Below are 20,411 nucleotides of genomic sequence, written 5' to 3'. Positions count from 1 at the left end.
GCAGCATGTTTTTTGGGCAGCGCAAAAAATAGGCAACGCGCCGCCCCCAATAGCGCCGCCTACAGACCACCCCCGCCGGTCAGGCCCGGCCGCCGATGTCGAACGCGACGGTCGTGCGGGTCTGCGCGCTGTGGAAGGGGATGGTGCCGTGCCACATGTAGCTGGGGAACAGCACCAGCAGGCCGGGGCGCGGCTGGATGGCCCGTTCCCACGGCAGGGTGGCGCCGGTGCCCTGGGCGAAGGCGCCGAAGGTAATCCAGCCCTGCTTGCCCTCGGCATCCTTCACCACGTCGGGCATGTCCACGTAATAGCAGCCGCTGATCCAGCCCTCGGGATGGATGTGGTTGGTGTGATAGCCCTGGTCGCGCAGGCGGGCGGACCATGATCCGGCCCACACCAGGGACTGGCCCTTGCGCCGCAGGAAGGGGTGGCCGGCATCGTCCGGCAAGGCCGCGATATAGCGATGAGTGGCGGCCAGGATGCTGTCGCGCAGCGCCTGGATGACAGGCGCCGCGCCCACGCGCGTGAACAAATTCTCCCGCGTCTGCGTGCCGTTGCGCAGCGTCTGCTCGATGGGTTCGTGCGTGGCCACGTGCTGGGCGTCCAGCGCCGCCATCAGATCCGCGTGGAAGGCCGTCAGGTCGGCATAGCCTGCCGGCGGCGCGAGGTCGATGGACTGGATGAACCGGTCGTAATCATAGAGGCCGCGCGGATCCGGCTGGCCCAGCAGGCGATAGGCCGTTGCCTGGAAGGCGGCGGCGAACTGGCTGTCCCGCGCCACAGCGTCCAGGCGCCGGGCGGCCTCCAGCGCCTCGGCCGGCCGGTTCAGGCGCAGGGCGGACTCGGCCACCCGATGCAGCAGCAACTGGTCGTCCGGCGCGGTGGCCAGGCCCTGGCGGGCGGCGTCCAGCGCTTCCTCCACCCGCTGCTGGGCCAGCAGCAGGGTGGTGCGCAGGCGGGGAAGGGCGGGGGCGTCGGGCTCCAGGGCGGCGACGGCGGCGATATTGGCCTCCGCCTCCTCATGCCGGCCGAACAGGATGTAGGCCTCCGCCGCCATCTTCAGCAGTTCAGGGTCGTTGGGCTTGCGTTCCTTGGCCCATTCATAGGAGTTCAGCAACTGGGTGTGCTGGCCTGTTTCCCACAGCGCCTGGTTCAGGGCGCTTTGCGCGGCGTAGTTGGCGGGATCCAGCACCACCACCTTCTTGAAGCAGACGATGGCGTCGTCCATCTGGCCTAGGGCCAGGAAGGTGTTGCCCAGGTTCAGCCAGATCTGCCAGCGGTCCGGGGCCCGCTCGACCGCGCGCTTCAGGTAGGGCGCGGCTTCCTCGAACCGCTGCTGGCGGCGCAGCGCCGTGCCCAGGCTGTTGTTCAGGTAGAAGTCGTTGGGCAACCGGGTCAGGCCGGCGCGCAGCACCTCTTCCGCGTGCGGCGGCTCACCCAGCTGCAGGTAGGCCTCGGCCATGCCCACGCGCGCCGGGACGAAGTCGGGCTGCAGTTGCAAGGCGCGGCGGTAGAGCGGCAGGGCCGTTTCCAGCAGCGAGCGGGCATTGCCCGCTTCCGTCCCGGCAAGCGCGGCCAGGCATTCGGCGCGGTTGGTGTAGGCCTCGACATAGTCAGCCTTGTACAGGATGGCCTTTTCGTAGAAGGGCAGCGCCTCGGCCGGGCGGCCGGTGTCCTTCAGCAGGTTGCCCAGATTGTAGTTCACATGTGGCTGGCGGCTGTTCACGACCAGTGAGCGGCGCAGCAGCTGTTCCGCCTGGTCCAGCTTGCCGTTGCGCTTGGCGATCAGGCCCATGAGCTGCAGCGCGTCCGGTTCCGAGGCGTCCACCGCCAGCACCTGCAGCAGGATTTGTTCCGCCTCATGCAACTGGCCCCGCGTCTGGAAGGCCAGGGCCTGCTGGATGAGCGCCTGGATGCGCTGTCGCTGGGGCGCCGAAACGGACGGGGTGACGGGGATGGAGAAGGGGGACTGTCCGGTGGTCATGAGGCGTGCGCCGATGCGTCGTGAACGGGAGTGAGAAACGGCGGGCCCCTGGGGTAGGGACCCGCCGCGTGTCGAGATTATACGATAAGCCGCTCCGGGAGTCGGCGATTAGAAATCGGCGGTGATGCTCCCACGCCGATCAGAAATCGGCGGTGATGCCCCCACGCCGATCAGAAATCGGCGGTGATGCCCAGGAAGAACGTCCGCCCCAGCGTGTCGTAGATGCCGGGGTAGGTGTTGCCGTTGCCGTAACTGCCCAGCACGCTGACATAGTCGTCGTTGGCGGACTGGATGGGCGGGTCCTTGTCGAACAGGTTGTTGATGCCGAACCGCAGCGTGTAGTGGTCCATCAGGTTGATGGTCCCGGCGAGGTCGAAGTAATTGTAGGCGGCGATCTTGCCGTCGATGTTGTTGTAGATGCCGGAACCGGAGTTCAGGCTGGGATCGGTGCTGTTGTTGTCCAGGCTGGTGCCGCCGATGTAGCGCCAGTTGACCGACAGGTCGGCATTCCACGGCGTGTTCCAGGTGACGCGGAACTGGTGGCGCCAGTGGGGCGTGGGCTGGCCGCAGGTGCTGCCGTACAGGCCGGCGCAGTCGTACTTGGCCTCATGCAGCAGCGGCTGGTAGCGGTTGAACTGCGTCCAGGAACCGATGAACTTCAGGGTCACACCGCCCAGGTCCTTGATCCCCAGATCCTCCAGGTCCTGACGGTAGGTGCCGGAGACGTCGACGCCCGCCTGCTGGCGATAGCCGGCGTTGATGTCGGTGGTGATGAAATAGCCGTCACTGGAATTCAGGCTGCCCGAGGCGCCGCGGTGGATCAGGTCGCAGTAATAGGAGTTACCGGTGTTCAGGCATTGCGACATGATCTGCGAGGTCGGCACCGTGCCGATCAGATCCTGGATCTTGATGTTGTAGTAATCGACCGTGGCCGCGAAGTTGGGCATGAAGGTCGGCGTGAAGACGAAGCCGGCGGTATAGGTGTCGGCCGTTTCCGGCTTCAGCGCCTTGTTGCCGCCGCTTAGCGTGTTGCAGCCGTCGACGGAGGTGCATTCGGAGATGTTGCCGTACTGCGCGGCCGTGACGCCGGTGCGGCCGCATTGGGCCAGCGAGGCCGACGGGTTGGAGCCGGAGCAGGGGTCCAGCGCGCCGCCGATGCCCGAGGTGTTGGTCTGGAACAGCTCGATGATGTTGGGCGCGCGGACGGCGTGGTTGTAGCCGCCGCGCAGGGCCACGTCGCTGATGGGGGCATAGTTCAGGCTGGCCTTGTAGGTGTTGGCCTTGCCCGCCAGGTTGTAGTCCGACCAGCGGTAGCCGGCGTCGATGGACAGATCCTTGATGAAGGGCTGGTCCGACACCAGCGGCAGGCGCAATTCGCCGAAGATGTCCTTCACCTCGGTGGCGCCCACGGCCGGCTGGGTGGTGCCGGCGCCGGAGCCCGACAGGTCGCCGGACAGCACGTTCTCGCTGTATTTCAGGTCGATGGCGTCGCGGCGCCACTCGCTGCCCAGGGCGACGGCCACGGCATCCTTGGCGAAGGGGCTTTTCACGCCCCAGGCACCGAAGTCGCCGGAGACGGTGCCGCTGACGATGTCCTGGGTGGTGCTGCCTTCCTTGAAGCTGGTGGTGTAGACGTAGTTGTAGGCGGCGCTGCTGATCTTCCCCAGCTGGAAGATGTTGATGGGCACGCAGGCCGTGTCCGTGCCGCTGATGACGGATTCGCAGGTGGCGACGCCGTTGACGTTCTTCGCCAGCAGCGCGTTCTGCAGCTTGGCAATGGAAACGTCGTTCTGATAGGTCTCGTTGTAGATCACCGCCGAATGCTGGGCGTAAACGTCGTAGGACCAGCCGCCGCCCAGATCGCCCCTGGTGCCGATGACATAGCGGTAGTCGGTGTGCCGCAGGTCATCGTAGCGGGGCGCGTTGTTGTCGGTGAAGCGATAGGCGACATAGCCTTTCCAGGTGGCGGTGGCGCTGCCGGCGTTGGCGCCGCACAGGGTCGTTGCCTCGGATGCCGACATCAGCGGGTTGTCGCAGTTGATGGAATAGGTGGTGCCGCTGAAGAAGCCCGACGGCGCGATCTGCGCCTTGGTGTGGTCGGACATGAACATGAAGTCGGTGTAGACGTCGAACGCCGGGCTGATCTCATAGTGCGCGAAGGCACCGCCGGTGTACCGCTCATCCTGGCGCTGGATGTAGTTGTAGGGGCCGTAGTTGAAGGCCAGCGCGCTGTTGTATTTCACGAAGGACGCGGAGCCGTCCGGGTTCAGCGAATAGCCGGTGCCCGAGCCGTTGGTGCGTAGGCGGGCATAGGCGCTGTTGGACGAGCCCGAGCAATAGCGCTGGTTGTCCTGGGTGGCGAGCGCGTCCTCATTGCTGCTGGTGGTGGCCATGGTGCACGCCGACCAGTCGCGGGTGGCCTGCGTCACCGGTTCGGTCCAGCGATAAGTGGCGTAGGCGGTGACGTTGCCCTTGTTGTTGGGTGAGTTGACGCCCATGACGAAGGAGCTGTCGCGGACGAAGCCGTCGAAGCGGTCGCCCGGGACCGTGACCGGGTACTTGGAACTCTTCAGGACCTTCTGGGCATCATCGTTCTCGTTGCTGTGCTGGGCGGCGGAGAACTGGTAGTCGACCTTCACCCCTTCGAAGTCGCGCTTCATCTTGAAATTCACCACACCGGCCACGGCGTCCGAGCCATAGACGGCCGAGGCGCCGCCGGTGACCACGTCCACGCTTTCCACCAGCGCGCCGGGAATGAAATTGACGTCCGCATATGGATAGGTCGGGTCGCCCAGAGGCATGCGGCGCCCGTCGATCAGCACCAGGGTGCGTGCTTCGCCCAGGTTGCGCAGGTTGATGGTGGCGGTGCCGGTGGCGCCGTTGGACTGGGCGTTGGTCTGGGCCGCGGTGATGCCGGGCAGGTTGTTCAGCATCGTTTCGACGTTGGTCGTGCCCTGGAGCTTCATCTCGATGCTGTCGACCGTCGTCAGTGGACTGTCGCTGGTCAGGTTCGCGGCCTGTTTGATGCGTGAGCCCGTGACGACGATTTCCTGCATGTCGGTGCTGGCGCTGGCCGACTGTTGCGCCGCAGCATCCGTCGCCACCGCCAAGGCGCCGACAAGCATGGTCGAGGACAGCAGCAATGCGCGCCGCCCGAATTTTGGCATGCCCATGGATTTCCCCGCTGTTCTGGAGATTGTTGATATTGCTGGCCCCAACCAGACAAATCTCTTCTGAAACCGTGTCCCCTTGTGATCGGGGCCAACGGGGAAAGGCTATTTTGGATAATTTATGCTCGTCAATGCTGCGTCGCAAAATTGACGATTTCAGCAACCGGTTTCACTCCGGAGTGTAACTGCTGTGTAACAGTCGTGCGCATTCCTGAAATGAATCAGAAACATAATTACCGGCAGTTTTGCTTAGATCGAACGGAATAGACAAAAGCAGTACCGACTCGCGCCACTTTTCGAACGGTCTAGGCCCTTGCGGGTAATCTTCGAAAAACAGGGCGGGGCCGCCCGCGAGGGCCGCGGGGCGACTCAGGGAGCCCCGCAGGCGGCTGCGGGACTGGGGTCAGCGGGCCAGGCGCTGAGACAGGATGATGGAGGAGTTGGTGCGCTCCACCCCCTCCACCGCGCCGATGTCGTCGATCACCCTATTCATCTCGGCGATGGATTCGGTGGAGACGACGGCGATCATGTCGAAAGGGCCGCTGACGGCGTAGAGCTGGCGCACCTGGGGCATGGCCTTCAGCCGGGTTTCCACCTGGCGCGCCGCCTTGGGCAACAGGGTGATGGCGACATGGCCCTGGATGCGGCGTGCCAGGTAATCCTCATCCAGGCGGATGGTGAAGGCTGTGATGACGCCGCGTGATACCAGGCGTTCCAGCCGGGCCTGCACCGTGGTGCGGGACACGCCTAGGCGCTTGGCCAGCGTCACGGTGGGCAGCCGGCTGTCCCCCTCCAGCAGGCGCAGCAGGGCGATATCCAGGTCGTCAGGTTGAAAACTGTCGGTCTGACTGATCATTCTGCCCACCATTTTCCGTCAGATTGGTCGCATTGACTGTTCATTCCGTCAAGGGTTTGCCCGACAGTCGTTCCAACAGGGAACTTTGAACGGGAGAGCACACATGCGTCGCATCGTCGTCGTCGGGGCGGGCAAGATCGGGTCCATCATCGCGGAGAACCTGGCGGGGTCGGGCGATTTCCTGGTGACGGTGCTGGACCGGTCGGCCAAGGCGCTCGAAGGCGTCTCCAAACGCCTGCCCATCGAACGGCGCGAGGTCGACATCAGCGACGTGGCCGCCCTTACCGAGGCGCTGACCGGGGCCTACGCCGTGCTGAGCGCCGCCCCTTATCACCTGACCATCAAGGTGGCGGAGGCCGCGGCCATCGCCCGATGCCATTACCTGGACCTGACGGAGGACGTGGCCACCACCCGCCGGGTGAAGGAACTGGCGGCCAACGCCCCCAACGCCTTCATCCCCCAGTGCGGCCTGGCGCCCGGCTTCATCTCCATCGTCGCCGGCAGCCTGGCCAAGAAGTTCGACACGCTGGAGGCCGTGCGCCTGCGCGTGGGCGCCCTGCCGCGCTACGCCAGCAATTCGCTGGGCTATAACCTGACCTGGAGCACCGACGGCGTCATCAACGAGTATTGCGAGCCCTGCGAGGCCATCGTGGAGGGCGCGCTGCGCGAGGTACCGGCGCTGGAGGAGCGGGAGGAGTTCTGGCTGGATGGCGTGCCATATGAGGCGTTCAACACCTCCGGCGGCCTGGGCAGCCTGGCGGAGGTGCTGAAGGGCCGGGTGCGCACCCTGAACTACAAGACCATCCGCTATCCCGGCCACTGCCAGCTGATGAAGACCCTGCTGAACGATCTGCGCTTGCGCGACCGGCGCGACCTGTTCAAGACGGTGCTGGAGGGGGCCTTGCCCGCCACCATGCAGGACGTGGTGGTCATCTTCGTCACCGTCAGCGGCATGCTGGACGGCCAGCTGACCCAGGAAAGCTATTCCAGCCGCGTCTTCGGCGACTATGCCCATGGCCGGCAGCGCACCGCCATCCAGACGACCACCGCCGCCGGCATCTGCGCCGTGCTGGACATGCTGGCCGACGGTCGCCTGCCGTCGCACGGCTTCATCCGCCAGGAAGACATCGCCCTGGATGATTTCCTGGCCAATCGCTTCGGCCGCGCCTATCAGGGGGCGAACCCGGTGGACCAGGTGGTGGCGCGCGTCGCCTGATCGGGCCAACCGTTTAAGCAAGAAGCAGCATGAGGGAAGAAGCGATGACGGCAGTGGGCGAAACCCGGCGTGATATTCTGGCGGTGCTGGACCGGCTGGGCGTGGACCGGGCCGTGCTGGCGGGCGGCGACATCGTGGCGCGCAGCCCCATCGATGGCGGCGAAGCGGGGCGGGTGACGGCCCTGTCGGCCGCCGATGTCGATGCGCTGGTGCGCAAGGCGCATGCGGCGCACCTGGCCTGGCGCGTGGTGCCGGCCCCCCGCCGGGGTGAACTGGTGCGCCTGCTGGGCGAGGAACTGCGCGCGGTACGCACCGAACTGGGCCTGCTGGTGACGCTGGAGGCCGGCAAGATCCTGTCCGAAGGCCTGGGCGAAGTGCAGGAGATGATCGACATCTGCGACTTCGCGGTCGGCCTGTCCCGTCAGCTGTACGGCCTGACCATCGCCACGGAGCGGCCGGGCCATCGGCTGATGGAAACCTGGCATCCGCTGGGTGTCTGCGGCGTCATCAGCGCCTTCAACTTCCCCGTGGCGGTCTGGTCGTGGAACGCCGCCCTGGCCCTGGTCTGCGGCAACAGCGTCATCTGGAAGCCGTCGGAAAAGACGCCCCTGACCGCCATCGCCGTGCAGGCGGCCTTCGACCGCGCCGCCGCCAAGTTCGGCTCCGCTCCGGACGGCTTGTCCATCCTGGCACAGGGGCATGCCGACGTGGGCCAGGCCCTGGTGGACCATCCGCTGGTGCCGCTGGTCTCGGCCACCGGCTCCACCCGCATGGGCCGGGCCGTGGCGCCCCGCCTGGCGGCACGCTTCGCCCGCGCCATCCTGGAACTGGGCGGCAACAACGCCGCCATCGTGGCGCCGTCGGCCGACCTGGAACTGGCGGTGCGCGGCATCGCCTTCGCCGCGATGGGCACGGCCGGCCAGCGCTGCACCACCCTGCGCCGCCTGATCGTGCATGAGGCCGTGGCCGACCGCTTGCTGGACCGGCTGGCGGCCGCCTACCGCAGCGTCAAGGTGGGCGACCCGCGCGAGGCCGGCACCCTGGTGGGCCCGCTGATCGACAAGGCATCCTACGAGGGCATGGTCCAGGCACTGGCCGCCGCCAAGGCCGCCGGCGGCACCGTCATCGGCGGCGACCGCGTGGATGTGGGCTCGGGCGACGCCTATTACGTGCGCCCGGCGCTGGTGGTCATGCCGGACCAGGCCGGCCCCATGCTGGAAGAAACCTTCGCCCCCATTCTCTACGTCGTCCGCTACCGCGACCTGGACCAGGCCATTGCGCTGCAGAACGGCGTGCCGCAGGGGCTGGCCTCCAGCATCTTCACCACCGACATGCGCGAGGCCGAGACCTTCATGAGCCCGGCCGGTTCCGACTGCGGCATCGCCAACGTCAACCTGGGCCCGTCGGGCGCCGAGATCGGCGGCGCCTTCGGTGGCGAGAAGGAGACGGGCGGCGGGCGCGAGGCCGGGTCGGACAGCTGGAAGGCCTATATGCGGCGGGCCACCAACACCATCAATTACTCGAGATCACTGCCGCTTGCCCAGGGCGTGCAGTTCGACATCGGTTGAGGAGGGACCGTCCCATGAAGACGCCCACCGTCCAGAAGATCGCCCAGGGGCTGGTCGGCTCGGAGGAGGCCGGCCGGCTGATGGAGATGCTGGCCCTGCATCCCGATTTCCTGGCCGACCATGGCGACGCGGTGCCGCGCGCCGCGCTGGCCCAGGCCCTGACCATGCTGCTGTTCCGGGGCCTGCTGCGCGAGGTGCCGGAGGGGGCCCGCTATGTGCGGGAGCAGGGCGGGCGCATGGTGTTCGACCACGGCGCCCTGCGCACGGTGAACGCCCCCGGCCTGGGGGCGCTGCCGCCCGGCCACGCCGCCTTCGCCCGGGTGCTGGAGCCGCTGGGCTATCACGTCGGCGGGACCTACCCGCTGGAGCGGCTGCGCATGATGGGCTACGCCTACACCCACCGCGACTATCCCGACGACATCGCCCAGTTCTTCGTCAGTGAAATCTTTCCCGACCGCTTCTCACCCGAGGTGCAGGCAGCGGCGCAGCAGGTGTTCCAGGTAAAGGTGGACCCCTTGGCCGCCGAGGCCAAGGGCCTGCTGGACCGCCTGGCCGCCGGCGGCACGCTGAGCCTGGACGAGGCGACCGGCCTGGTGGGCGAGCTGGCGCGCCTGTTCGACCGGCACCACCCGGTGCCCACCCTGGCGCAATACGAGACGCTGCTGGCGGAATCGGCGGAGCTTGCCTGGATCGCCACCGAGGGCAATCGCTTCAACCACGCCACCGACCGGGTGCCGGATGTGGAGGCGCTGGCGGAGGAGCTGAAGGCCCGCGGTTATGAGATGAAGCCCAAGGTGGAGGTATCGCGCGACGGCACGGTCCGCCAGACGGCGCTGCGGGCGGCCATGGTGGAACGGCCGTTCGTCGACGCCCGGGGCGACACGGTCAGCCGCGTGGTGCCGGGATCGTTCTATGAGTTCATTTCGCGCGACCTCATCGACACCGAAGCAGGCCGCCGGCTGGACCTGCGATTCGACAGCGGCAATGCCCAGGGCATCTTCAAGATGACGGCGGCGGCCTCTGCCTGCTGACCATTTGTGACGGTACGCGCGCCCGGTCCCATCCTTATGAACAGGGTGGGGCGGGGGGGATGTGATATGGGGCGCTCGAGCCCGTCGCCGGTGGAGCGAGAGGTTGACCGGATACCGGGTTCTCCCCACAATCCCGTGTCTGATCATTGCTGCCCCGGGGGCTGGGGCAATCCGGGCTCCGGCGGTCTCGCGCCATAAACAGAAAAAAGCATATCCATGACCAATAAAGAGGACCCCGCGCCCGCCACCGCATCCACCGGCGGTTCGCGCACCCCCCTCATCGTGATCGGCCTGCTGCTGCTGCTGGGGCTGCTGACCGTGGGCGGCATCATGCTGTACCAGCATCACAAGGCCAGCTCGGCCAAGTCCACCGCGGCCGAGGCGCAGAAGCCGGCGGGACCGGCCTGGGCCAAGAATTGCGCCAAGGACGCCAATGGCGGTGACGTTTGCTATGTCGAGCAGTTCGCCATCGCCAACCCGGGCAACGCCATCGTGCTGCACGTCCAGATCGGCTACATGTCGGCCGACGGCAAGCCGGTTCTGGTCATCACCGTGCCGCTGGGCACGCCGGTGCAGCCGGGCCTGCAACTGACGCTGGACGGCGCCAAGCCCATCCCCTTGCCGCTGACCCTGTGCCAGCAGGGCGGCTGCATCGCCTCCGCCAACCTGGACCAGGACGTGCTGAAGCAGTTCACCACCGGCAAGGTGCTGATGGTGCGCTATGCCAAGCCGGACAAGACACCCATGGACGTCCCGGTGCAGCTGGGCGGTCTGGCGCCCGCGCTGCAGAGCCTGGGGCCGCCGCCGGCCCCGAAGCCGGCTGACAAGCCCACCGACAAGCCTGCGGACCAGCCGAAGAAATAAGCCGGGTCCGGATCAAGGAAAAAGGGCGGCGTCTCATGCGGGCGTCGCCCTTTTTCCTTGGGGATCAGGTTCCCCGGGCCTTGGACTTGGCGTCCAGCGCCGTCGCGGTGCGGGGGGTCATGTCGTCCAGGTTCCAATCGGCCGGGTTGAAGGGCCGGGTGCTGGGCTTCTCAGTGGGATAGCCGTGGATGTCATCCTGGCTGTTGATGATCTCACCCCGGCCCTCGGCCACGTCGGCCAACAGGCGCACGTCGTCGTAGTCACGGTCCCAGGGGCGGGCGCCGGCGTTGTGCAGCACGGACTTCTGCACCTCGGCCGCCGGCAGGGCTGTCAGGCCTTCCGGCCACAACGGCGGCTTGTCCATCTCGATCACCTTGGCGGGCGAGGTGGTGTAGCGGCCCATCAGGGGCAGGGGCTCGCCCGCCCGGTCCACGGCGATGTTATCCTTGCCGTAGTACTCCAGGTCGCCATAGCCGCCGATCTCCAGGAACGCCAGCGGCGTGGGGGTGGAGGGGCCGGCCCGCAGCACGTTGCCCACCGCCGCCATCTGGCCGACCTGATAGGGATGGTCGCCCCACTCTTCGGCCTGCAGGTTGTAGTGCACCGCCCGCTGGCCGGGATCGTAGATCAGATTGTTGACGATGACGCCGTGGACGCCGCCCTTGAACAGGGGGCTGCGCTCCACATTGTGGGCGTACAGGTTGCCGACGATCAGGATGTCGGTGATGTTGTCGTGGATGAGCGAGCCCTTGGAGTGCTCGATCTTCAGGTGGGTGGCGCGGGCCAGCCCTTCGGCGATGATGTTGTTGGAATAGGTAATGCGGTGCGAGGTGTGCTCGCGCCATTCGTCTGGCGTGTTGCCGTTGAAGCGGGGGCCGGAAGCGGACAGGTTCTCATCCGTCGCCCAGGTCAGGCTGCAATGGTCGACGATGACGTTGTAGGCGGCTTTCACCGTGCTGAAGGCATCCTCCTCCCAGCCGCTCTTCTTGGGCGCGCCGGCATCGCCCACGCGGATGCGGATGTGCTGCATCACCACGTCGTGGGCGCTGACATCCATGCCGCCGCGGATCAGGGTGATGCCGGGGGAGGGGGCGGTCTGCCCGGCGATGGTGACGAAGGGCTCATCCAGCTTGATGGTCTTCTGGTTCAGGTCGATGACGCCGCCGACCTCGAACACGATGATGCGCGGGCCCTTGGTCTCGATGGCTTCGCGGAAGGAGCCGGGCCCCTCATTGTTAAGGTTGGTCACCTTGATGATCTTGCCGCCGCGCCCGCCGGGCGTGTGCGCCGCCCAGCCCACGGCGCCGGGAAAGGCCAGCTGGTCCGCTTTCTCGGCGGCGCCGGCGCTGCTGACAGCCACGCCACCGGCGGCCAGCAGCGTGGCCAGGGCGGTGGTGGCCAGAATACGTCTGATCAACGGTCTATCCTCCCAGATGTTTGTTATGGCGATGGCGGGCCGCGACACGTCAAGCGTGCTGGACCCCGCTCCCGGCGTCAATAAATGACACCGGTTTCCTAATGGGGCAAGGGTGCAATTCCGGGGGTGCGGCGGAATGACGCCCGGGAAGCCGGCGGTGCGGAGGCCGGCGACGGGCGGGGGCCGCAAATCCCTTTTGCGGCGGCGCGCGGGACGCGGCATGTTAGGAAGCCTGAGCGGGCACTTCAAAAAGAAGCCCTGGAAAAGAATAACGAGAAGAAGACCAGCGATGACCCAGGATGCCGCGCCGCGTAAGGGGCGCCCCCGGCGGGGACGTGCCGCCGCCATCCAGACCGTGGCCGTGGAGGCCGTGACCTGGACCCTGGACCGGCCGCCCACCATCAACGACGTGGCCCGTCTGGCGCACGTGTCCAAGAAGACGGTGTCGCGCGTCATCAACCAGTCGCCCTTCGTGAATGAAGAGACGCGCACCATCATCAACGGCATCATCGAGCAGATCGGCTACGTGCCCAGCCCCCAGGCGCGTGGCTTGGCCTTTCAGCGGTCCTTCCTGCTGGGCCTGGTCTATGACAATCCCAACGCCCAGTTCATCGTGAACATCCAGGAAGGCGTGCTGGCCGCCTGCCGCCTGGCGGGGTTCGAACTGGTGGTGCATCCCTGCGACCAGAAAAGCCCGCATTTCCTGAACGATGCCAAGCAGTTCGTGCAGCGCCAGAACCTGGACGGCGTCATCGTCGTGCCGCCCGCGTCGGAAAACCCGCAGTTGGTCGAGGTGCTGCGGGACCTGGGTTGCCGCTATGTCCGCCTGTCCGCCGTGTCGCTGGACGAGGCCGCCAACATGGTGGTCTACAACGACCGGCAAGGGGCGGCGGAGGTGGCGGAGCATCTGGCCGCCCTGGGCCACCGTGACATCGGCTTCATCGCCGGCCCGTCGCGTCACCGCTCCGCCCATGAACGCCGGGAGAGCTTCGTCGGCGCGCTGAAAAGCCACGGCATCACCCTGCGTCCCGAGATGGTGGAGGAGGGCGCCTACACCTTCGAATCCGGTGAGGTCTGCGCCACCCGGCTGCTGACGCGGGAGCCCCGGCCCACCGCCATCTTCGCCAGCAACGACGAGATGGCGGCCGGTGTCTACAAGACGGCGCAGCGCCTGGGCATCAGCATCCCCCGGGACCTGACCATCGTGGGCTTCGACGACAGCCCCATCGCCACCCGGCTGTGGCCGTCGCTGACCACCGTGCGCCTGCCGGCCAAGGATCTGGGGCGGCTGGCGGCGGAAAAGCTGATCATCCGCATCTCCAGCGATGAGGAGGAGGGGCACACCGCCACCGGCGTTGTCAGCCGCATGGTGGTGCGCGAGTCCTCCGTGCCGCCCCGGGGCTGATCCCAACCTTGCGCCTGTTTTGGCGCCGGGTAAGCGATGCGAAATTGACACCGGTTACCAAGATCGTTACCACATGGGGTGGGAGGAGAGCGGCCCACCGGACATCCGGACGCCGTTCCTGCAACAACGTTTGCCGCATCTTGGCGGATAGTGAAGGAAGGCCCGGATGGCCCAGAACCTGACCCTGCACGACGATCGCCTGTTTCCCGCCGACCCGGCGGTTCGCGCCATCGCCCGACGCCTGTACGCCCTGGTGAAGGGCCTGCCCATCATCAGCCCGCACGGCCACACCGACCCGTCGTGGTTCGCCGGCAACGAGGCGTTTCCCAACGCCACCGCCCTGCTGCTGCAGCCGGACCACTATCTTTACCGCATGCTCTACAGCCAGGGCGTGACCTTGGAGCAGCTGGGCATTCCGGCCGCCGGCCAGCCGGCTCCCGATGTGGACCCGCGCGAGGCCTGGCGCCTGCTGGCCCGGAACTTCCACCTGTTCCGCGGCACCCCGTCCTCCACCTGGCTGAACCATGTGTTCACCCAGGTCTTCGGGCTGGATGTGAAGCTCGGCGCCGAGACCGCCGACCTGTACTTCGACACCATCACCGCCAAGCTGGCGACGGAGGAATTCCGCCCCCGCGCCCTGTTCGAGCGGTTCAACATCGAGGTCATCGCCACCACGGAAAGCCCGGTGGACACGCTGGCCCATCATGAGGCCATCCGCGACAGCGGCTGGAAGGGCAAGGTCATCACCGCCTATCGCCCGGACGCCGTCATCGATCCGGAGCACGAGAACTTCCGCCCGGCCATGGAACAGTTCGCCGCCATCACCGGTGAGGACGTGTACAGCTGGCGGGGCTATCTGAACGCCCATCGGAAGCGTCGCATCGACTTCAAGGCCGTAGGCGCCACCAGCAGCGACCATGGCCACGTCACCGCCGCCACCGCCGACCTGTCGCCGACCGAGGCCGAGGCCCTCTTTGCCCGCGTGGTCAAGGGCACCTTCACGGCGGCGGATGCCGAGCTGTTCCGGGCCCAGATGCTGACCGAGATGGCGGGCATGAGCCTGGAGGACGGGCTGGTCATGCAGATCCACCCCGGTTCCTTCCGCAATCACAACCACCAGATCTTCCAGCGCTATGGCCGCGACAAGGGCGCCGACATCCCGCTGCGCACCGAATATGTCCATGCGCTGAAGCCGTTGCTGGACCGTTACGGCAACGATCCGCGCCTGTCCGTCATCCTGTTCACCCTGGATGAGACGGTCTATGCCCGCGAGCTGGCGCCGCTGGCCGGCCATTACCCGGTGCTGAAGCTGGGCCCCGCTTGGTGGTTCCACGACAGCCCGGAGGGGATGATGCGCTTCCGCGAGCAGACGACGGAAACGGCGGGCTTCTACAACACCGTGGGCTTCAACGACGACACCCGCGCCTTCCTGTCCATCCCCGCCCGCCACGACGTGGCCCGCCGGGTAGATTGCGCCTTCCTGGCCCGCCTGGTGGCGGAACACCGCATCGATGAGGACGACGCGGCGGAGGTGGCGGTGGACCTGGCCTACCGCCTGCCCAAGCGCGCCTACAAGCTGGACTGACGATGGGGTGTTGCGGGGAAGATGACATCCGCGCCGCACCTCTTCCCCAGACGGGGAAACCACAAACAAACGGGGAGAATGGCCATGTTCAAGAAGGTTTATCAGGCGACCCATCCCGACATGATGGATGGCGCCCGTAACCAGCAGCTGCGCGACCGCTATCTCATTACCGACCTGTTCGTGGCCGGTGAGGTCAGCCTGAACTATTCCCATAACGAACGCTTCATCATCGGCGGTGCCGCCCCGGTGGACGCCCCCATAAACCTGCCCCTGCAGACGGAACCGGCCTCGGCCGCTGGCAAGCCCTTCCTGGAACGGCGGGAACTCGGCATCGTCAATGTCGGCGGCCCCGGCACGGTCACCGTGGATGGCACGGTTTACGAGCTGGCGTCGCGCGACGGCCTGTATGTACCCATGGGGACGGAGGCGGTGGTGTTCGCCTCGGCCGATGCCGCCCACCCGGCCAAGTTCTACCTGGCCAGCACGCCGGCCCACGCTCGTTTCAAGACGGTGAAGATATCCATCGACCAAGCCGTGCCGCTGGAGCGCGGGGCGCTGGAGACCAGCAACGAGCGCACGATCTACCAGTACATCGTGCCCCAGACCTGCCAGTCGGCGCAGCTGTTGCTGGGCCTGACCATGCTGAAGCCGGGCAGCGTGTGGAACACCATGCCGCCCCACCTGCACGACCGCCGGTCAGAGGTCTATTTCTACTTCGACATCAAGGACGACCAGCGCGTCTTTCATTTCATGGGTGAGCCGGAGCTGGCCCGCCACATCGTGGTCGCCAATGAGGAGGCCGTGGTGTCGCCGCCCTGGTCCATCCACATGGGCTCCGGCACCGCCAACTATTCCTTCATTTGGGCCATGGGCGGGGAGAACCTCGACTACACCGACATGAAGGTCCTGGACATTTGCCAGCTGCGCTGAGGGAGGGTGATCCCATGGCTTATAACCCCTTCGACCTGACGGGCCGCGTGGCCCTGGTCACCGGCGCCAACACCGGCCTGGGGCAGGGCCTGGCCGTGGCGCTGGCCCGGGCCGGCGCCGACATCGTGGCCGCCGGCCGCAGCACGCCTACGGAAACCGAGGCGGCGGTCAAGGAGGTGGGCGCCCGCTTCCACTTCGTCCATGCCGATCTCGACAGTGTCGGCGTGGTGCAGCAGGTGGTGGACCAAGCCGTCGCCGCCTTCGGCCGTATCGACATCCTGATCAACAACGCCGGCACCATCCGCCGGGCCGACGCCCTGGAATTCTCCGAGGACGATTGGGACCTGGTGATGAACGTGAATCTGAAGACGCCCTTCTTCCTGGCCCAGGCCGTGGCGCGCCGCATGGTGGACCAGGGAAATGGGGGCCACGGGGGCGGCAAGATCATCAACATCGCCTCCATGCTGTCCTTCCAGGGCGGCATCCGCGTGGCGTCCTATACCGCCAGCAAGAGCGGCATCGCGGGATTGACCAAGCTGTTGGCCAACGAGTGGGCGGCCAAGGGCATCAACGTCAACGCCATCGCCCCCGGTTACTTCGCCACCAACAATACCGAGGCGCTGCGCAACGACGAGACGCGGAACCGCGACATCCTGGCCCGCATCCCCGCCGGCCGCTGGGGGCGCCCGGAGGATCTGGGCGGGGCGGCGGTGTTCCTGTCCTCCGCTGCCGCCGACTATGTGCACGGCACCGTCCTGGCGGTCGACGGGGGGTGGCTGGCCCGGTGATCCCCGCACGCGGGCGCCGGGGCCGGTGAGGGCGCCTGTCGGAAATTCTGGCCGAAAAAGTTCCATGGTACCGGCTGATGCGGTAGGTATGGTCGATTGCAGGTCGCGACAGCGATACTATCAGGTGAGCCTCGACCGTGACCGACACGCCTCTTCCGCTGATCAGCCGACTGGCCGTCGGGCGGCGTCTGGCCGGTTCCCTCGTCGTCAAGATCCTGGCCGTCGTTGTCCTGTCCGCGTTGCTGGTCAGCCGCGACGCGGACTGGGTGATGCATCCGACCCTGTGGGCTGAGGATGGCGTCATCTGGTTCCAGAACGCCTATACCAAGGGCCTCAGGGTGCTGGTCATGCCCAGCGCCGGATACATCAACCTTTTCCCCTATGCCATGGCCCTGGCCGCCCGGGCCCTGCCGCTGGGATGGCTGCCGGGGTGGATGATGGCTGGCGGCTTCGTCGCCCAGGTGGCGCCCGCCGTTCTGTTGCTTTTGCGGGGGGCGCCGCTTGTTCCCTCCCTCTGGGCGCGAGGGGCGCTCGCGGTCTTTTACCTGGGCGTTCCCAATTCCTACGAAATCCATTTGAACCTGACCAATGCCCAATGGCACCTGATGCTCCTGTCCTTCCTGATGCTGGTGCTGCCGGCGCCGCAGGGGTGGGGCTGGCGGGCGCTTCAGTATGGCGTGTTGCTGGTCAGCGGGCTTACGGGGCCGTTCTGCCTGTTCCTGGCCCCTGCCGCCCTGTGGCAATGGTTGGGTGCGGCCCCAGATCAGCGGCGCCATGCCTTCATTCAGGCAGCGGTCATCGGGGCCACCGCCTTGATCCAGGTCCTGTGCCTGCTCACCCTGGGGGCGGGGGAGCGTCAGAGCCTGGTGCTGGGTGCCAGTGCCGCGAGGCTGGCGCGCATGCTGACGGATCAGGTGTTCCTCAGCGGCGTGTTGGGCACCGCCAACGTCGGCGTCCTGAAGCAGGGCGCGCTATGGCAGCAGCCTGCGATGGCATGGGCCATCGCCCTGGCGGGCCTGTCCATCATTGCCTTGGCGCTGGTGAAGGGGCCATCGAGCTTCCGTAAATTCTGCCTTGCCGGGCTTATCCTGCTGGCCTGCGCCCTGGTAAGCCCAGCCGGCTCGCCGGTGGGTGACCAATGGGCCCTGCTGGGCATGCTGGGATACGGTGGCCGCTATTTCGTCATTCCCATCCTTATCTTTTTCACCGCCTGCCTGATTCTGGCGTGCAAGGCGCCGGCCAAGTTCCGCATTCCGGCTTGCGCCCTGCTGTGCGCCTTCATGGTAGGGGTGTGGGCGGATTGGCTGTACCCGACGCGCAGCGGCACGTTCGCCGCCTATCACCAAGCGGTGGAGGCTTTCGACAACGCCCCGCCGGGAACCCAGGTTTCCTTCCCGGAGGCCAGCCCCGGTTGGAACATGGTGTTGACCAAGCGCTGAGGCCGGCGGATGGTCTGGTCCTATTGAGGAAACGGCATCGGTCGCGTTCTCAAATCCCCCTAAGGCCAATTGGGGGAATTGTCTATAAGCCCGCAGCCCCGCGATAGCGTCGTGGACCTACCCCGGTCACCCGTTTGAAGGCGTTGCTGAAGGCGCTTTCGGAGGCATAACCAAGGCGGTGGGCCAGTTCGGATACGGGCGCGTCCTGTTCCTTCAAGGCCCGCTCCGCCAGCCGCATGCGCCAAGCCGTCAGGTAGGCCAGGGGCGGAATGCCGGCCACCGCCTTGAAATATTGGGCGAAGGTGGTGCGCGACATGGCGGCGGCCTTGGCCAACTCGCCCAATTGCCAGGCGCGGCCGGGATCGCCGTGCATCAGCCTGAGGGCCGGGGCTAGGCGGGCGTCGGTGGCAGCGCGCAGCCAGCCGGCGGGCAAGGGGGGCCCCTCCACCAGATGGGCCCGCAGGATGCGGATGAACAACAGATGCGCCAGCTGAGCTGCCGCGATGCCGGCGCCCGGCAGGTCGGCGGCGTGCTCGCGTACCAGTTGGTCCAGCAGCCAGTGCAGGCCGTCGGCCTCCGGTGCCGTATGGCGAACCAGGATCACCGGCGGCAGGATGTCGGGCAGCAGCCAGCCGCAGGCGGGATCCAGCACCACATGGGCGCCCAGCAGGAAGAACTCATCGCAATCGCCCACCTGGCGGATGCCGCAGCCGGTGTTGGGTCCAAAGACGGTTCTGGCCTCCACAGGGGCTGCCCTCAGGTCGCTACCCAGCCGGAAGGGCCGTTGCGCCGGCAACAGGAACACATCGCCCGCCTCCAGGCGGTGTGGCGCCGCTACCCCCTCGATATCCAGCCAGCCGCCACCCCGCAGGATGGCGAAAAACTTGATCTTGCCCGGGGGCGGGAAGCGAATGCACCAGGCGCCACCGGCGGTGAAGCCGCCCGACACCACGGTCTGGGCGTCGGCGAATTTCAGCAGATCGGAGAAGGGGTCTAGCGGCGCTGAGCTCATTTCCGGATTTTCACGCAAGTAAGGCGGACGGACAAGCATTCATCGTTCGGGATCGCATGCCTACCTTAGGGGCCCCCTTCGTTCATCAAGGTATCCGTCATGCCTGTTCGCCAGGAACCCATTCACTCCGGCTTTGGTGCCGCCTCCACCGCCCTGGATGTCATCCAGGGCATCGACCTTGCGGGCAAGGTCGCCATCGTCACCGGCGGCTATGCCGGCATCGGGCTGGAGACCGTGCGGGCGCTGCGATCCGCCGGCGCCACCATCGTCGTCCCCGCCCGTGATCTGCCCAAGGCCCAGGCCGCGCTGGCCGGCCTGGACGGCGTTGAGATCGGCACCCTGGATCTGATGGACCCAGCCTCCATCGACGCCTTTGCCGCCGCTTTCCTGAACAGCGGCCGGCCCCTGCACCTGCTGATCAACAACGCCGGCATCATGGCTCACCTGCTGACCCGCGACGCGCGCGGGTATGAGGCGCAGTTCGCCACCAACCACCTTGGGCACTTCCAGCTGACGGCGCGGCTGTGGCCGGCGCTGCGCCAGGCGGGAGCCGCAGGGGGCGTCCGCGTCGTCTCGCTGTCCTCGCTGGGCCACCGCTTTTCCCCGGTCGTGGTTGAGGACCCTAACTTCGAGCGGCGGGACTATGATCGCTGGTCGGCCTATGGCCAGTCCAAGACCGCCAACATCCTGTTCGCCCTGGGTTTGGAGGCGCGCGCCGGCGCCCACGGCGTCCACGCCTTTTCCGTCCATCCCGGCACCATCGTGGACACGGACCTGAAGCGTTACATGACGCAGGAGGAACTGATCGCCTTTGGCGTGTTTGACGCGGAAGGCAAGGCCATCCATGACCCGTCCCGCAACATGAAGACCACGGCGCAGGGGGCGGCCACCACGGTCTGGTGCGCCACCAGCCCGCAGCTGCGGGACCACGGCGGCGCCTATTGCGAGAACTGCGACATCGCCCAACTGCTGCAGCCGGGGGAAGAAGCCGCCCAGGGCACCCCCACCACCCGCCGTCCCGGCGCCGTCATGGGCGGCGTGCTGCCCTATGCTGTCGATCCGGCGGCGGCCGACCAGCTGTGGGATCTCAGCGAACGGCTGCTGGGAATTACCTTCCGGCCGGTCTGACCCTCCAGTCTCCGTCCC

The 20,411-nt window shown here is 66.8% G+C and carries 15 protein-coding genes; 10 read left to right on the top strand and 5 right to left on the bottom strand.

Translation table 11 applies throughout. The features are described from left to right. Nucleotides 1–79 precede the first annotated feature (79 nt). The 3 genes from P5F91_RS14130 to P5F91_RS14120 all read right to left on the bottom strand — a co-directional run bounded on the left by P5F91_RS14130 (nt 80) and on the right by P5F91_RS14120 (nt 6,010). The gene (locus tag P5F91_RS14130; protein WP_277907445.1) at nt 80–1,984 is read right to left on the bottom strand and encodes a tetratricopeptide repeat protein; all 1,905 of its coding nucleotides are present in this window, start codon (nt 1,982–1,984) and stop codon (nt 80–82) included. Nucleotides 1,985–2,154: 170 nt separating this feature from the next. Then, nucleotides 2,155–5,151 carry a TonB-dependent receptor domain-containing protein gene (locus P5F91_RS14125; RefSeq protein WP_246134249.1) on the bottom strand — a complete coding sequence of 999 codons (2,997 nt, stop codon included), beginning with the start codon at nt 5,149–5,151 and terminating at the stop codon, nt 2,155–2,157. 406 nt (nt 5,152–5,557) lie between these two features. Continuing rightward, nucleotides 5,558–6,010, bottom strand: a complete 453-nt coding sequence (locus tag P5F91_RS14120; RefSeq protein WP_211106850.1) for an Lrp/AsnC family transcriptional regulator — start codon at nt 6,008–6,010, stop codon at nt 5,558–5,560. Nucleotides 6,011–6,113: 103 nt separating this feature from the next. On the opposite strand from P5F91_RS14120, the gene P5F91_RS14115 reads away from it, so the two are divergent. The 4 genes from P5F91_RS14115 to P5F91_RS14100 all read left to right on the top strand — a co-directional run bounded on the left by P5F91_RS14115 (nt 6,114) and on the right by P5F91_RS14100 (nt 10,689). Then, entirely contained in the window at nt 6,114–7,226 is a 1,113-nt protein-coding gene (locus P5F91_RS14115; protein WP_040849010.1) for a saccharopine dehydrogenase family protein, read from the top strand. A 44-nt stretch (nt 7,227–7,270) separates the two neighbouring features. After that, nucleotides 7,271–8,794, top strand: coding sequence for an L-piperidine-6-carboxylate dehydrogenase (gene amaB, locus P5F91_RS14110; protein ID WP_211106851.1), 1,524 nt, complete (start codon nt 7,271–7,273; stop codon nt 8,792–8,794). A 14-nt stretch (nt 8,795–8,808) separates the two neighbouring features. Beyond that, a complete protein-coding gene (locus P5F91_RS14105) occupies nt 8,809–9,825 on the top strand; it encodes a 2-oxoadipate dioxygenase/decarboxylase family protein (protein ID WP_145609349.1) in 1,017 nt (338 codons plus the stop codon). A 216-nt stretch (nt 9,826–10,041) separates the two neighbouring features. Continuing rightward, nucleotides 10,042–10,689, top strand: coding sequence for an invasion associated locus B family protein (locus tag P5F91_RS14100; RefSeq protein WP_145609350.1), 648 nt, complete (start codon nt 10,042–10,044; stop codon nt 10,687–10,689). Nucleotides 10,690–10,753: 64 nt separating this feature from the next. Here the strand turns inward: P5F91_RS14100 and P5F91_RS14095 are convergent, their stop codons facing one another. Next, nucleotides 10,754–12,106, bottom strand: a complete 1,353-nt coding sequence (locus P5F91_RS14095; RefSeq protein ID WP_145609351.1) for a pectate lyase family protein — start codon at nt 12,104–12,106, stop codon at nt 10,754–10,756. 289 nt (nt 12,107–12,395) lie between these two features. On the opposite strand from P5F91_RS14095, the gene P5F91_RS14090 reads away from it, so the two are divergent. From P5F91_RS14090 to P5F91_RS14070, 5 genes are all read left to right on the top strand, one after another. Beyond that, entirely contained in the window at nt 12,396–13,511 is a 1,116-nt protein-coding gene (locus tag P5F91_RS14090; protein WP_246134250.1) for a LacI family DNA-binding transcriptional regulator, read from the top strand. A 166-nt stretch (nt 13,512–13,677) separates the two neighbouring features. After that, the gene (uxaC, locus tag P5F91_RS14085) at nt 13,678–15,096 is read left to right on the top strand and encodes a glucuronate isomerase (protein ID WP_277907444.1); all 1,419 of its coding nucleotides are present in this window, start codon (nt 13,678–13,680) and stop codon (nt 15,094–15,096) included. 84 nt (nt 15,097–15,180) lie between these two features. Continuing rightward, complete coding sequence (gene kduI, locus P5F91_RS14080) at nt 15,181–16,026, top strand: 5-dehydro-4-deoxy-D-glucuronate isomerase (protein ID WP_277907443.1); 846 nt, start codon at nt 15,181–15,183, stop codon at nt 16,024–16,026. 14 nt (nt 16,027–16,040) lie between these two features. Beyond that, nucleotides 16,041–16,814, top strand: a complete 774-nt coding sequence (gene kduD / locus P5F91_RS14075) for a 2-dehydro-3-deoxy-D-gluconate 5-dehydrogenase KduD (protein WP_145609354.1) — start codon at nt 16,041–16,043, stop codon at nt 16,812–16,814. 137 nt (nt 16,815–16,951) lie between these two features. Then, a complete protein-coding gene (locus P5F91_RS14070) occupies nt 16,952–18,253 on the top strand; it encodes a hypothetical protein (RefSeq protein ID WP_277907442.1) in 1,302 nt (433 codons plus the stop codon). Between the two features lie 82 nt (nt 18,254–18,335). On the opposite strand, the gene P5F91_RS14065 is transcribed toward P5F91_RS14070, so the two are convergent. Next, a complete protein-coding gene (locus tag P5F91_RS14065) occupies nt 18,336–19,265 on the bottom strand; it encodes an AraC family transcriptional regulator (RefSeq protein WP_277907441.1) in 930 nt (309 codons plus the stop codon). A gap of 99 nt (nt 19,266–19,364) precedes the next feature. On the opposite strand from P5F91_RS14065, the gene P5F91_RS14060 reads away from it, so the two are divergent. Then, nucleotides 19,365–20,393 carry an oxidoreductase gene (locus P5F91_RS14060; RefSeq protein ID WP_277907440.1) on the top strand — a complete coding sequence of 343 codons (1,029 nt, stop codon included), beginning with the start codon at nt 19,365–19,367 and terminating at the stop codon, nt 20,391–20,393. Nucleotides 20,394–20,411: the final 18 nt, after the last annotated feature.

This window comes from Nitrospirillum amazonense (assembly GCF_029594735.1).
Taxonomy (GTDB): Bacteria; Pseudomonadota; Alphaproteobacteria; order Azospirillales; family Azospirillaceae; genus Nitrospirillum; species Nitrospirillum amazonense.
This window is presented reverse-complemented; position numbering and strand designations above follow the sequence as displayed.

Coding starts and splice junctions, on each gene's coding strand:
- P5F91_RS14090 (WP_246134250.1), top strand. CDS start 12,396: ATGACCCAGGATGCCGCGCCGCGTAAGGGGCGCCCCCGGCGGGGACGT.
- uxaC (WP_277907444.1), top strand. CDS start 13,678: ATGGCCCAGAACCTGACCCTGCACGACGATCGCCTGTTTCCCGCCGAC.
- P5F91_RS14125 (WP_246134249.1), bottom strand. CDS start 5,151: ATGCCAAAATTCGGGCGGCGCGCATTGCTGCTGTCCTCGACCATGCTT.
- P5F91_RS14130 (WP_277907445.1), bottom strand. CDS start 1,984: ATGACCACCGGACAGTCCCCCTTCTCCATCCCCGTCACCCCGTCCGTT.
- amaB (WP_211106851.1), top strand. CDS start 7,271: ATGACGGCAGTGGGCGAAACCCGGCGTGATATTCTGGCGGTGCTGGAC.
- P5F91_RS14105 (WP_145609349.1), top strand. CDS start 8,809: ATGAAGACGCCCACCGTCCAGAAGATCGCCCAGGGGCTGGTCGGCTCG.
- kduD (WP_145609354.1), top strand. CDS start 16,041: ATGGCTTATAACCCCTTCGACCTGACGGGCCGCGTGGCCCTGGTCACC.
- P5F91_RS14115 (WP_040849010.1), top strand. CDS start 6,114: ATGCGTCGCATCGTCGTCGTCGGGGCGGGCAAGATCGGGTCCATCATC.
- P5F91_RS14065 (WP_277907441.1), bottom strand. CDS start 19,265: ATGAGCTCAGCGCCGCTAGACCCCTTCTCCGATCTGCTGAAATTCGCC.
- P5F91_RS14120 (WP_211106850.1), bottom strand. CDS start 6,010: ATGATCAGTCAGACCGACAGTTTTCAACCTGACGACCTGGATATCGCC.
- kduI (WP_277907443.1), top strand. CDS start 15,181: ATGTTCAAGAAGGTTTATCAGGCGACCCATCCCGACATGATGGATGGC.
- P5F91_RS14060 (WP_277907440.1), top strand. CDS start 19,365: ATGCCTGTTCGCCAGGAACCCATTCACTCCGGCTTTGGTGCCGCCTCC.
- P5F91_RS14100 (WP_145609350.1), top strand. CDS start 10,042: ATGACCAATAAAGAGGACCCCGCGCCCGCCACCGCATCCACCGGCGGT.